This is a genomic window from Bacillus proteolyticus, assembly GCF_001884065.1.
Taxonomy (GTDB): domain Bacteria; phylum Bacillota; class Bacilli; order Bacillales; family Bacillaceae_G; genus Bacillus_A; species Bacillus_A proteolyticus.
In genome coordinates, this window is the sequence record NZ_MACH01000048.1 from 1 (window position 1) to 15,147 (window position 15,147).

13 protein-coding genes and 1 pseudogene are annotated in these 15,147 nt (G+C 37.7%); 12 read left to right on the top strand and 2 right to left on the bottom strand.

Annotation, left to right across the window (positions count from 1 at the left end; all coding sequences use genetic code 11):
• Window positions 1–156: 156 nt before the first annotated feature.
• From BAQ49_RS04580 to BAQ49_RS04635, 12 genes and pseudogenes are all read left to right on the top strand, one after another.
• Window positions 157–1,602, top strand: a complete 1,446-nt coding sequence (locus BAQ49_RS04580; protein ID WP_071744351.1) for an o-succinylbenzoate--CoA ligase — start codon at window positions 157–159, stop codon at window positions 1,600–1,602.
• A complete protein-coding gene (menC, locus tag BAQ49_RS04585) occupies window positions 1,603–2,709 on the top strand; it encodes an o-succinylbenzoate synthase (protein WP_071744352.1) in 1,107 nt (368 codons plus the stop codon).
• 232 nt (window positions 2,710–2,941) lie between these two features.
• Window positions 2,942–3,640 (top strand): response regulator transcription factor, encoded by a 699-nt coding sequence (locus tag BAQ49_RS04590; protein ID WP_071744353.1) that lies wholly within the window; start codon window positions 2,942–2,944, stop codon window positions 3,638–3,640.
• Complete coding sequence (locus BAQ49_RS04595; protein WP_071744354.1) at window positions 3,633–4,739, top strand: HAMP domain-containing sensor histidine kinase; 1,107 nt, start codon at window positions 3,633–3,635, stop codon at window positions 4,737–4,739. Before BAQ49_RS04590 ends, BAQ49_RS04595 begins: the two co-directional genes overlap by 8 nt.
• Before the next feature lie 82 nt (window positions 4,740–4,821).
• Window positions 4,822–5,682, top strand: a complete 861-nt coding sequence (locus tag BAQ49_RS04600) for a M15 family metallopeptidase (protein ID WP_071744355.1) — start codon at window positions 4,822–4,824, stop codon at window positions 5,680–5,682.
• Window positions 5,683–5,915: 233 nt separating this feature from the next.
• Complete coding sequence (locus BAQ49_RS04605; protein WP_071744356.1) at window positions 5,916–7,016, top strand: amidohydrolase/deacetylase family metallohydrolase; 1,101 nt, start codon at window positions 5,916–5,918, stop codon at window positions 7,014–7,016.
• Window positions 6,994–8,097, top strand: a complete 1,104-nt coding sequence (locus BAQ49_RS04610) for a DgaE family pyridoxal phosphate-dependent ammonia lyase (protein WP_071744357.1) — start codon at window positions 6,994–6,996, stop codon at window positions 8,095–8,097. The genes BAQ49_RS04605 and BAQ49_RS04610 overlap by 23 nt, the downstream gene beginning before the upstream one ends.
• Window position 8,098: 1 nt before the next feature.
• Complete coding sequence (gene dagF / locus BAQ49_RS04615; RefSeq protein ID WP_071744358.1) at window positions 8,099–8,854, top strand: 2-dehydro-3-deoxy-phosphogluconate aldolase; 756 nt, start codon at window positions 8,099–8,101, stop codon at window positions 8,852–8,854.
• A complete protein-coding gene (locus BAQ49_RS04620) occupies window positions 8,847–9,863 on the top strand; it encodes a sugar kinase (RefSeq protein ID WP_071744359.1) in 1,017 nt (338 codons plus the stop codon). Before dagF ends, BAQ49_RS04620 begins: the two co-directional genes overlap by 8 nt.
• Entirely contained in the window at window positions 9,863–10,588 is a 726-nt protein-coding gene (locus BAQ49_RS04625) for a GntR family transcriptional regulator (protein ID WP_071744360.1), read from the top strand. Before BAQ49_RS04620 ends, BAQ49_RS04625 begins: the two co-directional genes overlap by 1 nt.
• 65 nt (window positions 10,589–10,653) lie before the next feature.
• Window positions 10,654–11,978: pseudogene (gene gntP, locus BAQ49_RS04630) on the top strand (gluconate permease GntP).
• 179 nt (window positions 11,979–12,157) lie between these two features.
• Window positions 12,158–12,349, top strand: coding sequence for a YjcZ family sporulation protein (locus BAQ49_RS04635; protein WP_071744361.1), 192 nt, complete (start codon window positions 12,158–12,160; stop codon window positions 12,347–12,349).
• Window positions 12,350–12,402: 53 nt separating this feature from the next.
• Here BAQ49_RS04635 and BAQ49_RS04640 read toward each other — a convergent pair whose 3' ends face one another.
• Complete coding sequence (locus BAQ49_RS04640) at window positions 12,403–14,382, bottom strand: FtsX-like permease family protein (RefSeq protein WP_071744362.1); 1,980 nt, start codon at window positions 14,380–14,382, stop codon at window positions 12,403–12,405.
• Entirely contained in the window at window positions 14,379–15,131 is a 753-nt protein-coding gene (locus BAQ49_RS04645) for an ABC transporter ATP-binding protein (protein WP_000393250.1), read from the bottom strand. The genes BAQ49_RS04640 and BAQ49_RS04645 overlap by 4 nt, the downstream gene beginning before the upstream one ends.
• Between the last annotated feature and the right edge of the window lie 16 nt (window positions 15,132–15,147).

The following is a 15,147-nucleotide window of genomic DNA, read 5'->3' on the forward strand; positions in this document are numbered from 1 at the left end:
AGCTTCTGACAGAGAGGCGCTTTTTGCCTCGTAGGAAGAAGTGAAGCCACCGGACATTCTAGTCGCTGCAGCTAGATAAGATCAAACCGGAAACAAAACAACTAAGAGACTTGATGTCATATCAAGTCTCTTTCTTTCATGAAAGGAGAATGAATGATGGAGACGATGCCGAATTGGTTAATGCAACGTGCATTTTTAACACCTGATCGTACTGCAATTGAAATAGAGGAAGAGAAAGTTACTTTCATGCAGCTGCATGAAAAAGTAGTATCTGTTTGTGAACAGCTTTCACATGTTAGAGTGAAGCAGGGACAAAAGGTGGCTGTTCTGATGAAAAATGGTATGGAGATGATTTCAGTTATTCACGCCCTATCTTACGTAGGTGCAGTAGCTGTGCTTTTAAATACGCGTCTTTCAAGAGAAGAGCTACTTTGGCAAATGGATGATGCTGAAGTTGTTTGTTTAGTGACGGATCAAGATTTTGAGGCTAAGGGTGTTCCTGTCTATTCGTTCGCTGAAGTGATGAATGGGCCAAAGGCAGAAGCCTCTATACAAGAAGAATTCTCTTTAGAAGAAGCGATGACAATTATTTATACGTCTGGGACGACAGGGAAACCGAAAGGCGTTATTTTAACGTACGGCAATCACTGGGCAAGTGCAGTCGGTTCTTCGCTTAACTTAGGGCTTCGTGATGATGATTGCTGGTTAGCTTGTATGCCGATGTTCCATGTTGGCGGACTATCTCTTTTGATGAAAAATATTATGTATGGTATGCGCATTTTACTCGTTCCGAAATATGATGCTAATTTTATTCATGAAGCACTTCAAACGAGAGGTGTTACGATTATTTCTGTCGTTTCTAAAATGTTAACAGATTTATTAGAGAGACTTGGAGAAGGAACATATCCATCTTCTTTACGATGCATGTTACTTGGCGGAGGACCAGCGCCGAAACCGTTATTAGAAACGTGTGTAGATAAAGGAATTCCTGTGTATCAAACGTACGGAATGACAGAAACGTCGTCGCAAATTTGTACGTTATCCGCAGATTACATGTTAACGAAAGTAGGATCAGCTGGGAAACCTTTATTCCAGTGCCAACTCCGTATTGAAAAAGATGGCGTCGTAGTGCCGCCACATGCGGAAGGCGAAATCGTAGTAAAAGGACCAAACGTAACAGGTGGCTATTTTAATCGTGAAGATGCGACGCGCGAGACAATTCAAAATGGCTGGCTTCATACTGGTGACCTCGGTTATTTAGACGAAGAAGGATTTTTATACGTATTAGATCGCCGCAGTGATTTAATTATTTCTGGTGGGGAAAATATATATCCGGCCCAAATTGAAGAGGTGTTGCTTTCTCATCCGATGGTAGCGGAAGCAGGTGTTGTCGGTATGACTGACGATAAATGGGGACAAGTACCGGCTGCTTTTGTTGTAAAAAGCGGGGCGGTAACAGAAGAAGAAATTCTTCATTTTTGCGAGGAGAAATTAGCGAAATATAAAGTGCCGAAGAAAGTGTGTTTCTTAGAGGAATTACCACGAAATGCTTCGAAGAAATTGTTAAGACGAGAGTTAAGACAATTAGTGGAGGAGATGTAAGTGGAAATAAAAAAAGCGACACTTCATATAACGGAAATGCCACTCGTAATCCCGTTTGCTGCAAGCTATGGAACTTATGAAAAGCGTGAGAGTATCGTCATTGAATTAGAAGATACGGACGGACACATTGGATTTGGTGAAGTCGTTGCTTTTTCTGAACCGTGGTATACGGAAGAAACGGTGAAGACAGCACTGCATGTACTGCAAGACTTTTTATTACCTGATTTATTAAAGGCTGAAATTTCTCATCCGAATGAGGTACCGGGTCTATTTCAACATATAAAAAGAAACCGAATGGCAAAGGCGGGAATTGAAGGGGCTGTTTGGGATTTATATGCGAAGCGTCAAAAGAAATCGCTAGCGATATTACTTGGCGGAACTAAGTCTGAAATTGAAGTCGGTGTTGTAATCGGAATTAATACGATTCCGATTATGTTAAAACAAATCGAGAAGTACGCGGAAGAAGGATACGAGCGTTTTAAAGTGAAAATAAAGCCAGAACATGACTACGAGTTATTAAAAGAAATTCGTAAAGAGTTTCCGTACATCCCGTTAATGGCTGATGCGAATTCTGCGTATACATTAGCGGATGCAGAGAAACTGAAACGATTAGATGAATTCAGGCTGATGATGATTGAACAACCGCTAGCGGATTACGATTTTCTTGATCATGCACAGCTGCAAAAGAAAATTGAAACGCCAATTTGCTTAGACGAAAGCATCCATAGTTTAGAAGACGCGCGCGTTGCGATTACACTTGGCAGTTGCCAAATCGTTAACATTAAACCAGGGCGAGTGGGCGGATTAACAGAATCGGTTCAAATTCATAATTATTGTATGGAGCATAATATCCCTGTTTGGTGCGGTGGTATGGTAGAGATGGGGATTTCACGAGCGCAAAATGTTGCGCTTGCTTCATTGCCGAACTTTACGATTCCTGGTGATATATCAGCTTCTAGTCGACATTGGGAGAAGGATATTATTTCGCCGGAAGTGATGCTTAAAGATGGGAAAGTGATTGTACCGCAAAGCATTGATGCTGAGTATGAGGTGGATCGCGGGAGATTGGCGGAAATTACGAAACAGCGGATTGTTTTGGAGCGGTAGGGATTTTGTCGTTAATTGTCGGTAAGTCGATATATTTCAATAATCGCTGATATAATTCGAGTTACGGTCGATATAATTGAAAAATCGCCGATATAATTCAAGTAGTGGTCGATATATTTGGAAAATCGCTGATATAATTTTATTTACCAAGGTTACTTTAACGAGTAGCCTTTTCGTATTGTACAAATTGGATAGACTAGTTTACAATCTAGCGTATAAAAGGGGGAGTAAAATGAAGCGCATTTCAATTTTAATAGCTGATGATGAGGCAGAAATTGCTGATTTAATTGAGATACATTTAGAAAAAGAAGATTACCACGTCGTGAAAGCAGCTGATGGAGAAGAGGCAATTCATATTATTGAAACGCAGCCAATCGATTTAGTGGTTTTAGATATTATGATGCCGAAGATGGATGGTTATGAAGTGACGCGCCAAATTCGTGCGAAGCACCATATGCCAATCATTTTCTTAAGTGCGAAAACGTCTGATTTTGATAAGGTGACAGGTCTTGTATTAGGTGCAGATGATTATATGACGAAACCTTTTACACCGATTGAATTAGTTGCACGTGTAAATGCACAATTACGCCGGTTTCTTACGTTAAATCAGCCAAAAGTAGCGGAGAATAAATCTGCTTTAGAGGTAGGCGGAGTCGTTATTGATCCGGAGCGAAGAACAGTGAATGTGTACGGAGAACAAGTTGAATTAACACCGAAAGAGTTTGATATTTTATATTTATTAGCGAGCCATCCGAAGAAAGTGTACAATGTGGAAAATATCTTTCAGCAAGTATGGGCGGATGATTATTATGAAGGTGGAAATACAGTTATGGTACATATCCGTACTTTACGAAAAAAACTTGGAGAAGATAAAAGAAAAGATAAATTAATAAAAACAGTGTGGGGAGTAGGGTATACTTTCAATGGCTAAAAAGATGAGAAGTTTTCGCTCGAAGATGGTTATGCTATTTGCGTTAAGTATGATATTAGCCGGTGGCGTAACATATTTCATTTATGAAGGATTAAGGATTTATTATAAATTAGTCGTTCGTTATGAAGATCCTTTAGCTCAATTTCGTTCCGTGGTAAGACAAATTGGGGACGTTAATTTCTTTTTAATTATTTTTATCCCTCTGTCCATTATGTTTTTCTTCTTCCTTACTAGACCGTATTTAAAGTATTTTGATGAGATTTCAAACGGGATTCATCATTTGGCGAACGGAGATTTTACAAATCAAGTGCGCATTTCATCAAATGATGAGTTTGGATATATCGCAAGCGAAATTAATGTAGCGAGTGAGAAATTAAAGGAAGCAGTGGAACGAGGAGACTTCGCGGAAAGTAGTAAGGATCAGCTTATTGTTAACTTAGCTCACGATTTAAGAACGCCGTTAACATCAGTGTTAGGATATTTAGATTTAATTCTTAAAGATGAGAATTTGACGAAGGAACAAATTAAACACTTTTCCACGATTGCTTTTACGAAATCGCAAAGGCTTGAAAGCTTAATTGATGAATTATTTGAAATTACACGTATGAATTATGGCATGTTACAACTAAATAAAAAGCCGATTGATATAAGTGAGTTGCTTATACAGCTAGATGAGGAATTGTATCCGCTATTAGAGAAACATCATTTAGAAGCAAGATTGCATGTTGATCCTCATTTACCGATTAACGGTGATGGAAAATTGTTAGCTAGAGTATTTGAAAACTTGTTAACAAATGCTGTTCGATACGGATATGATGGGCAATTTGTTGATCTGAATGGGTATATCGATAATGAAGAAGTTGTCGTACAAGTTATTAATTACGGAGATAGCATTCCAGAAGAAGATTTACCGTATCTTTTTGATATGTTTTATACAGGTGATAAGGCAAGATCAGAGCAGCAAGGTGGTACAGGCCTTGGGCTATTTATTGCGAAAAATATTGTTGAACAACATGATGGGAAGATTTCGGCTGAAAGTAATGTAGTTAGAACAATATTTGAAGTGCGATTGCCAAAAGACGAGAATTTAACAATTTAATAAAAATTTAAACTTTACCCCACTTTTTATTTTAATAGTTTTTTCTATTCTATACGTAAGTTACGTTAAGGAGGAACTAGAAATGAAAAAGTGGGTATTTATTTCTCTTTTTTTATTATGTACAGTCTGTGTAGGCTTTTATATATCACCATTATTTCAAAAGGAAATCGACGTTAAAATTGTCGGGAAAGATGAGCTAGTAAAGGCGGCAAACACCGAGAGGAAAGAGATTACGAAGGAACAAATTTATAAGGGCGATTTATTATTAGTTAACAAAGATTACCCAGTTAAAAAAGATAGTATTAGGTCTGATATTATAAATTTAAATCATAATAGTGAATTAGTGAGAGGCTATGTAATATTTGATAGAAATCTTCGTTTATCAAAGGATGTTGTGAAAAAGTTTTTGAACGTTGTCGATGCGGCTGGAAAGGAAAGTGTTAACCATTTTTTGATTAGTAGTGGTTATCGAGATTTCCAAGAGCAAAGACAGCTATATGAAAAAATGGGATCTGATTATGCGCTTCCAGCAGGATACAGTGAGCATAATTTAGGCTTATCACTGGACGTTGGGTCTACTCAAAAGAAAATGGAGAAAGCGCCTGAAGGAAAATGGATTGAAGAGAATGTATGGAAGCACGGATTTGTTTTACGTTATCCGAAAAATAAAAGTAACATTACTGGAATTCAATATGAGCCATGGCACATCCGTTATGTCGGCCTACCTCATAGCGCAATTATGCAAAAAAAGAATTTTACACTAGAGGAATATTTAGAGTTTTTAAAAGAGGAAAAAGAGATTTCAACTGAAGTAGAAGGTAAGAAATATACTGTTTCTTATTATAAAGTTTCGGGGAATATGAAAGTGAATGTTCCGGTAAATAAGCAGTATGAAATTTCCGGGAACAATATGGATGGGGTTATTGTGACGGCTCAGGAATAGAGAAAAAGGCTGTGCCATGTGGGACAGTCTTTTATTATATAAAGAGGGAATTGCCGTTCTTTGCCGTACTATCAATATTTTTGGGAGCCCTTTTTTATTTATAATTAAACATTATAACGTTATATTTATTTCTCCCTTTTTTTGTGTTACGCTAAACGTGTGAAAGAGATGTAAAATGAAACATTAATGTAAGCGTATTCTTATGGCTTCTTATAGAAAAGGGTGGAAGTACAATGACAGAACGATTCGTACTACGTAATGTGAAACGTGTGAACGGGGAAGAGATTGACATTGTAGTTGAAAATAATAAAATCGCACAGGTGACGAAAGCTGGTGCTGGCGAGGGTGGAAAGGTTCTTGATTACCCTGGTACTTACGTATCGAGTGGCTGGATTGATTTACACGTTCACGCTTTTCCAGAGTTTGATCCGTACGGCGATGAGGTGGATGAAATTGGCGTTAAGCAAGGGGTAACGACAATTGTTGATGCGGGTAGCTGCGGAGCTGATCGCATTGCAGATTTAGTAAAAAGTAGAGAGCAGGCGAAAACGAATTTATTTGCCTTTTTAAATATTTCTCGCATCGGTTTGAAACGAATTGATGAACTATCCAATATGGAATGGATAGATAAAGAGAAAGTAATAGAAGCAGTAGAAAAGTATAAAGATATAATCGTCGGATTAAAGGCGAGAATGAGTAAAAGTGTCGTTTGTGATAGTGGAATTGAACCGCTTCATGTTGCACGCTCTTTATCTCGTGAAACATCATTGCCGATTATGGTACATATCGGTTCAGCACCTCCTCGCATAGAGGAAGTTGTACCTCTTTTAGAAAAAGATGATGTGATTACACATTACTTAAACGGGAAAGAAAATAATTTATTTGATGAAGAAGGCAAACCGCTACCTGTGTTACTAGATGCAGTGAATCGCGGCGTACATTTAGATGTTGGTCACGGTAATGCTAGTTTTTCTTTTAAAGTAGCAGAAGCAGCGAAGCATCACGATATTGCCTTTAATACAATTAGTACAGATATTTACCGGAAGAATCGTATACACGGTCCAGTGTATAGTATGGCTCACGTTCTTTCGAAATTCCTTTACTTAGGTTATCCGCTAGAAGAAGTAATTGATGCGGTGACGAAACATGCGGCAGAGTGGCTGAAAAAACCAGAGCTTGGCCGTATTCAAGAAGGAGATATTGCAAATTTAACTTTATTTACGGTGAAAGATGAGAAGGTTACGTTAATTGATTCAGAAGGGGATCAGCGCATTGCTGAAAGAAGGATTGATACGAAAGGGGTTGTAATCAATGGGTCATTCATTGAATGCTAAGTACGGATTAAAAAGAGTGATTAATGCGAGCGGTAGAATGAGTATTTTAGGTGTATCTGCTCCGGCAAATACAGTTATGGATGCGATGAAGCATGGTGGACAAAATTATGTGGAAATTGCTGATTTAGTAGATAAAGCAGGAGACCATATTGCGAGAATTCTAGATTCAGAGGCAGCGGTTGTTGTGAATTCAGCATCGAGTGGAATTGCGCTTTCTATCGCTGCTATCGTTACAGAAGGAAATCGACGTAAAAGTGAAAGACTTCATCAAGAGGTCATCGCGAAAAACGAAGTGATTATGTTAAAAGGTCATAACGTTCAATACGGTGCTCCTGTTGAAACGATGATTTACTTAGGTGGAGGAAAACTCGTTGAAGTTGGTTATGCAAATGAAGGGAAAGCAGAGCATATTGAAGATGCGATTGGTGAAAATACAGCAGCGATTCTTTATGTGAAATCACATCACGCAGTGCAAAAAAATATGATTTCTGTTGAAGAAGCATGGGAAGTAGCGCAGCGAAATAACATCCCACTTATCGTCGATGCGGCAGCTGAAGAAGATATTCAAAAATATGTGAAGTATTCAGACCTTGCCATTTATAGTGGTTCAAAGGCGATTGAAGGGCCTACTTCTGGTATTGTTGGCGGGAAACGAAAATATATTGAGTGGCTGAAAGTGCAATTACATTGCATCGGGAGAAGTATGAAAGTTGGGAAAGAAACAACGTTCGGCTTACTTCAAGCACTTGATGAGTACGGAGTAAAGGAAGATAAGAGCCAGCAAGAAAAAGAATTGTTACAAGTACTTATACCGCTAAAAGAATTAAACGGTGTAAATGTAACAATCGTTCAAGATGAAGCGGGAAGAGCAATCTTTAGAGCACGTATTCACATTAACGAGAATGAGTTAAATAAATCAGCAAAAGACGTTGTAAATGCATTACGCGAAGGGGAAATTGCCATTTACACACGTGATTACGGCGTAAGACAAGGATTCTTTGATATTGATCCACGTCCACTTCAAGGTGATGACATACATGTAATTGAAGAAAAAATGAGAGGAATTGTAGGGGGAAACTAAAATGACAAACATTCAAAAACGTTTTTATAAAGGCCGCGTAGCATTAAATGTATTAGCGAACAATATCCAAAATGCGAAAGATATTTTTGAAGCAGCGGAAGGGTATGTAGTAGTAGGAGTGTTATCAAAAGACTACCCAACAGTGGAAGAAGCAGTTACAGCGATGAAGGCATATGGAAAAGAAATTGATGACGCTGTATCAATCGGACTAGGAGCAGGAGATAATCGCCAAGCGGCAGTTGTAGCTGAAATTGCGAAGCATTATCCTGGTAGCCATATTAACCAAGTGTTCCCTTCAGTTGGAGCGACACGTGCAAATCTTGGCGGAAAAGATAGCTGGATTAATAGTTTAGTATCGCTAACAGGAAAAGTAGGGTACGTAAATATTTCTACTGGTCCAATTAGTGCGGCTGGAGAAGAAAAAGCAATCGTTCCAATTAAAACAGCGATCGCACTTGTACGTGATATGGGCGGAAATTCATTGAAATACTTCCCAATGAAAGGTTTAGCTCATGAAGAAGAATATCGTGCAGTTGCGAAAGCATGTGCGGAAGAAGGATTTGCATTAGAGCCAACAGGCGGAATTGATAAAGAAAACTTTGAAACAATTGTACGTATTGCGCTTGAAGCAAACGTAGAGCAAGTTATCCCGCACGTGTACTCTTCTATTATTGATAAAGAGACTGGCAATACGAAAACAGAAGATGTTCGTGAATTATTAGCAGTAGTGAAGAAGTTAGTTGATCAATATGCGTAAGAAAATCGCGGCATTCGGTGAAGTAATGATGCGCCTGCAAGTGCCAGGATATGAGTTGTTGTCGCAAGCTAACACATTAAATTACTCATTTTCTGGTACAGGTGTGAACGTTGCAGCCGCGCTTTCTCATCTAGGGCATGAAGGGCTTCTTATTTCAACTTTACCGGAAAATTCGGTTGGAGATGCGGCATTATCGTACATTCAAAAGTTAGGTGTGCAAACCTCGCTTGTTTCAAGAGGCGGTAAATATGTCGGCATGTACTTTTTAGAAAATGGATTTGGAGCACGTGCAAGCCGCGTTACATATTCGAATCGATTAGAAAGTAGCTTCAATACGGCATGTGAAGAAATGTATCAATTTGAAGAAATCGCAAAGGAAATTGATATCGTTCATTTTTGCGGGATTACACTTGCGATGAATGATACTGTGCGCCATCATATGAAATCTTTAGCGAAAGCAGTTAAAGAAAACGGAGGCACTGTCGTTTTTGATTGCAATTATCGTCCATCTCTTTGGGGAGAAGACGGATATGAGCAGGCGAAACCGCATTATGAAGAAATGCTGGCTCTTGCTGATATCGTTATGATGAACGAAAAAGATGCGATGTTTGTTTTAGGAATGAAAACCGAAGAAACGGAGCGGGAAGCACAACTTGTTGATCTTATTCCAAAAGTAGCTGAAACGTATTATATCGCTACAATTGCTGGTACACATCGCTCTATTAATAGCGATAATACACACTCGCTTCGCGGATTTATATGTAAAGATGGTGCGTTCACTTTTGCAAAAACCCTTACGTTTTCTGTATATTATAGAATAGGTGCTGGAGATGCTTATACGAGCGGGATTATTCATGGCGAGATAGAAGAGTTTGCACCAGAGAAAGCTGTTTCATTTGCGTCAGCAGCTGGAATGCTTGCACATATAATCGTCGGTGATACGCCAATGTCATCAGAGAAAGATATACTTCGGGCAATGACGGCATCAGTAGGTGATGTAGAAAGGTAGTGGGTGTAACAGTGAACGTAACGAGGAAAAAAGGACCATTATATTTGCAAATAAAAAATATTATTCGCGATCGAATATTACATGGTGTATATGCCATTCATACGAATATTCCTTCTGAACCACAATTAGAAGAAGAGTTCAAAGTGAGTAAAATTACAGTACGAAACGCAATTAAAGAACTAGCTCAAGAAGGATATTTAGAAAAGAAAAGTGGTAAAGGAACGAAAGTCATTCGTAATACTTCTGCGACAAAACTTTCAAAAGGTAAAAAATTTACAGAAGTGTTAGTGGAAGAAGGCTATAAAGTACAAAAGAAATTGCTAAAGGCAGAAGTAGTCCATAATGAAGAAGGGACAGTGCCATTTCGTTTATTTGGCAAAGAGAGTTTCAGAATCGAGCGTCTATACTCTTTAAATGATGCTCCGTATATTCATTATACGCACTATTTTTCAGCGCGAATGGCAAGTACAGACTTATCGGACTTTGATTTACAATCGCTTTACGATTTAGTCGAGGAACAAGGTATACATTTAGAAAATTTCAGAGATGAATTTGCTGTTGGGGCTGCACCTAGTTTCGTTGCGGAAGCGTTAGGGGAAAAAGAAGAGACAGCATTATTAAAACGTATGCGTTATTCTTACGATGAAGTAGGCGAGGTAATTGAATATAGTGAAGGCTACTACAATACGGAAATGCAGCATTATGTAGTTAATTATGATGTGTAAAAAGTGAAGAGGGACTAATTCCCTCTTTTTTTGTAAAAAATTTTCATATCGAAGGGGAATGGGATATGGATATATACTTATTAATCGTCACGTTACTTGCAATCGCGATTGTTATTTTAGGAGTATCGTGGTGGAAATGGCATGCGTTTATTAGTTTAACGGTTGCTAGCCTATTTTTAGCTATCATGTCTGGATTGAACTTGACCAAAATTGTTACTGCCTATGAAACTGGTGTTGGAAGTGTACTAGGGCATTTAGTCGGTATTTTAGCTCTCGGTACGATTTTGGGTAAAATGATGTCTGATTCAGGGGCTGGCATGCAAGTAGCAGATTTCTTCATTCGATTCTTCGGGGTGAAAAAATTACCTTGGGCGATGTTATTTGCTGGATTTGTAATCGGGATTCCAGTGTTTTTTGAAGTAGGGATCGTCATCTTATTACCGCTCGTTATCTCCATTCGAAAAACAACAAAGCAAAATATATTGTTAATTGCGTTACCTGTTATTGCGGGATTATCGATTGTACATGGGCTAGTGCCTCCGCATCCAGGTGCGATGACAGCAATTGGTATTTATAATGCAAACTTAGGAAAGGTACTATTGTATTCATTAATTATCGCATTACCAACAGCAATTATTGCAGGGCCTGTATTTGCAAAGTGGGTACATAAAAGGGTTATACCTGAAAATGAACCGGAGCTTGTTCGAGTTACGACTGTTTCAACAGATTTACCGAGTCGTAAAGTTTCATTCTTTATTATTTTATTACCAGTTGTATTGATGATTTTATCAGTAGTTGCACCGTATATTTCATTACCGAAAAAATAACTGAATTTTTCGTGTTTATAGGAAGTCCAGTAATTGCTTTACTTATTTCATGTTTCGCAGCATTTTATTTGCTTGGCATAAAACAAGGAATTAATAAAAAGATGATTAAAAAATTAACGGATGAAAGTTTATTACCAGTCGGTTCCATTATTTTAATTATCGGTGCAGGAGGTGGATTTAAACAAATATTAATTGAAAGCGGCGTTGGAACGGCGATTGCGCAAATGGCAGAACATATATCGTTATCACCAATTGTATTAGCTTTCATGGTAGCTGGATTAATTCGAATTGCAACAGGTTCAGCTACAGTAGCATTAACGACAGCAGCAGGAATTGTTTCACCAGTTATTCAGCACATGTCTGGTGTGAATTTGGAGTTGCTTGTTATTGCAACGGGTGCAGGTTCATTAATGTTTTCTCACGTAAATGATGCAGGGTTCTGGCTTGTAAAAGAGTATTTAGGTTTGACAGTAAAAGAAACTTTTAAAACGTGGACGGTACTCGAGACATTGTTATCATTTATTGCATTCGGCTTTGCGCTTTTACTTAATATGTTTGTTTAAAAGAAGGGGGTGCCTATTTAAAGGTATCCTCTTTTTGTGTTGGGGCTCTTTTCATGAAACAAGCCCGTTTTTAGGAAGGCCAAGCTTCCGATTTGCCCTGAAAACATAATATAAATGGAATCCCCTCATTTAGAGCAAGACGATCTTGTTATGAATGATACTAAAGGAGGAATAGAGTAATGAGCGAAAAGTGTGAACACAGACATGATGATTGCGACCGTAGACGTGGCCACGGAGGTGGCTTTGCGCTTCTAATCGTATTGTTTATTTTATTAATCATTATCGGTGCTAGCTGCTTCGGTGGTGGCGGTGGTTGTGGTTACGGCGGTTATGGTGGATATGGCGGCGGCTATGGTGGATATTGCTGCTAATTATTAAAAACTATTGAAAATGGCCTTGTGCGTATTGCACAAGGCCATTTTATTCATGTTTTAATATGCTGTGATAATTTATTGGTGTAAAGAGAACGGATTAAGAAGAAGAAAATAATCTCGATAATCCCGAACAAAGTAAGTATAATCACTAATTCTTTTAATAAAGAGAAAGAAAACATGCTTTGTAAAAACTTAATCGCAAATATTGTATGAATACCAGCAACGATATAAGGAATGAAAAATAAAATCCCTAATTGAATCGTTGCAGAACGAAACATTTCTGATTCTGTTAAGCCGAGTTTTGTAATTGTAATGTACTTTTGTTTTTCAGTCGTTAAGTCATTATACATACGGAAGTATAAAACACTAGCTGCCCCGATAAAGAACATAAAGCCAAGAAATGTCCAAATAAAGAAAGTAGCGATTGAATTTCCTTTACTATAGTTTAGATAATCAGTAGCTGTATGAATATTAAATGGGGTGTTAGGAGCCGATTCTATATTTTTATTTGCCTCATAGAAGCTATGCGCATCATTCCCAATATGTTTTGAAATATTTTTCGTCGGAACAATTGCATCTTCCCAGTTCTCAACGAAGTAGTTATACACTATAGTCGTTTCAATATGAGGAATCATATCATCAAATACATAATCTTGTACAACAATTATATGTGGGAATGCAAAGGCTGGTTCGATTCCTTTATTAATAAATCCTTTAATATGAAATTCCTTTTTGTTTGATCCGAGTGTAACTGTATTTTGTTTTGCAAATGGATTTGATACAAGATTTAAGAGTTCTGGTGAGTACCGAGAAATAATATAAACTTGTGTAGAATCAAGAGTTATTTCCGGCCTCTTTAATTGTTTCGCAAGTGTGTTATAGTCACTCATTTTCATAAGAGTAACGTCTTCTTTTAAAGCTGTATCTTTCAACATTGTAGTCTTATGCTTATTGTATTGAAAATTAGCATTTGTAAGCTCCGTTTCAATTGTAGCAGTGTGCTTTTGTTCAAATGGATTTTCACCCTCGGACGTATATGTGAAGGGGAAAGGATATCGTTCTAATGTCGATGCTTTCGTATTATTATTAGCAGCAAATAACCCAGTAATAATTGTAAATGCAAGTGCTGACAACATAGAAACGATAAAGAGCACATTAATATTACTACGTGTACGGCTAGCTAAATCTGAAATCCATAACATGTTTATTTGTTTCATATAAAACTTTCTCCGTTTTTTTAAGATAAAGATAAAGAGGAGAAACGTCTGTGAAAAGAATAAATATGTTCCGACTATTACGAGTGGCAAAATAGATAACATGATAAGGTATACCGATCCATTTTGTGCATTTTTTTCTGTTACGTAGCCTTGCGGATAACCGGCGATATAATAACATAATGTTAAGCAAATTAAAGCAAATATCGAAATAAGTATAGATGGTTTCTTTTCTTTGTCTCCTTTTTTTGTCCCCTTAATGTGCTGTGTTGTTTTCCGAGTACGAATGAACATCGGTGTAAACGTAGAAACGATGAAAAATAAAATGATAAACGTTACCGTTGTAACGATAATTGCTTCTGTTGGCCAATATAAATAGAGGCCGTTAGCATTTGTTAATTTAGAAGTAACGAGTAAGAAAAAGTTAGAAAACACAAGCCCGCCTTGAATACCTGCAAAGATAGCGAGTACTCCAATGATCATATTTTCAGTAAACAAAAGACGTTTTAATTGTTTTTGAGATATACCGAGAACAGTTAAAACACCAAATTGCTGTTTCCGTACATTTAAAAATGTCCCGATAGAATATAAGAGAAAGAAAAACGAGAACAAAACGATAACAAACTGTGCCATGCCAGCTAAGTTCATGAGAGGATCTTGTTCCTGCAATTTATTCATAATTTGTAACCGCGGATGATACGCGTATACAGTAAATGAAAAGAAAACCATGATAGAAAACGCACTACTTACAAAGTAAGCGAAATATGCTTTCGAATTACGCGAGACATTTTTAAATGCAAATTGCCAAAATGTCATCCACGTCTTCCTCCTAGTAATGCTAGAACATCTAATATTTCTTGATAGAATTTTTCACGGTACAATCCGCGGTGCAGTTCATTGTAAAGCTCGCCATCTTTAATGAAAATAACACGGTTACAATAACTTGCTGCAAACGGATCGTGGGTAACCATTAAAATTGTTGCATCCTCTTCTTTGTTCAATTTCGTAAATAGCTCCATTACATCAATTGCCGCTTTTGAATCTAAGTTTCCTGTTGGTTCATCGGCAAGTAGAAGTGAAGGATGATGAATAACAGCACGTGCTACTGCGGTACGCTGTGCTTGTCCTCCAGAAACTTCAAAAATACGCTTGTCCAAAATGTGATCAATTCCAAGCTTTTTTGAAATGTTATCAAGCTTTTCGTCCATTTCTTTTAATGGAACATTATCTAACGTTAAAGGTAGTACGATATTTTCACCGATTGTCAGTGTATCTAGTAGGTTAAAGTTTTGGAAAACAAATCCTAACTCTTGGCGGCGGAAAATAGCTAACTTTTCTCTACGAAATGTGTGCGGTTTTTTTCCGTTAATAACGACATCACCAGAAGTGGGAGAATCAATTGTAGAAATAACGTTTAAAAATGTAGATTTACCGCTACCGGACGGCCCCATGATCGCAACGAATTCACCTTTATCTACGTGTAAATTTATATTTTTTAAAGCGGTATGGGGGACTTTCCCCTCATACACCTTTGAGACGTTTTTTATGTGTAATACTTCTTCCATAATAATCACCTTTCTA

Coding starts and splice junctions, on each gene's coding strand:
- BAQ49_RS04590 (WP_071744353.1), top strand. CDS start 2,942: ATGAAGCGCATTTCAATTTTAATAGCTGATGATGAGGCAGAAATTGCT.
- BAQ49_RS04640 (WP_071744362.1), bottom strand. CDS start 14,382: ATGACATTTTGGCAATTTGCATTTAAAAATGTCTCGCGTAATTCGAAA.
- BAQ49_RS04635 (WP_071744361.1), top strand. CDS start 12,158: ATGAGCGAAAAGTGTGAACACAGACATGATGATTGCGACCGTAGACGT.
- BAQ49_RS04595 (WP_071744354.1), top strand. CDS start 3,633: ATGGCTAAAAAGATGAGAAGTTTTCGCTCGAAGATGGTTATGCTATTT.
- BAQ49_RS04600 (WP_071744355.1), top strand. CDS start 4,822: ATGAAAAAGTGGGTATTTATTTCTCTTTTTTTATTATGTACAGTCTGT.
- dagF (WP_071744358.1), top strand. CDS start 8,099: ATGACAAACATTCAAAAACGTTTTTATAAAGGCCGCGTAGCATTAAAT.
- BAQ49_RS04580 (WP_071744351.1), top strand. CDS start 157: ATGGAGACGATGCCGAATTGGTTAATGCAACGTGCATTTTTAACACCT.
- BAQ49_RS04620 (WP_071744359.1), top strand. CDS start 8,847: ATGCGTAAGAAAATCGCGGCATTCGGTGAAGTAATGATGCGCCTGCAA.
- BAQ49_RS04605 (WP_071744356.1), top strand. CDS start 5,916: ATGACAGAACGATTCGTACTACGTAATGTGAAACGTGTGAACGGGGAA.
- BAQ49_RS04645 (WP_000393250.1), bottom strand. CDS start 15,131: ATGGAAGAAGTATTACACATAAAAAACGTCTCAAAGGTGTATGAGGGG.
- BAQ49_RS04610 (WP_071744357.1), top strand. CDS start 6,994: ATGGGTCATTCATTGAATGCTAAGTACGGATTAAAAAGAGTGATTAAT.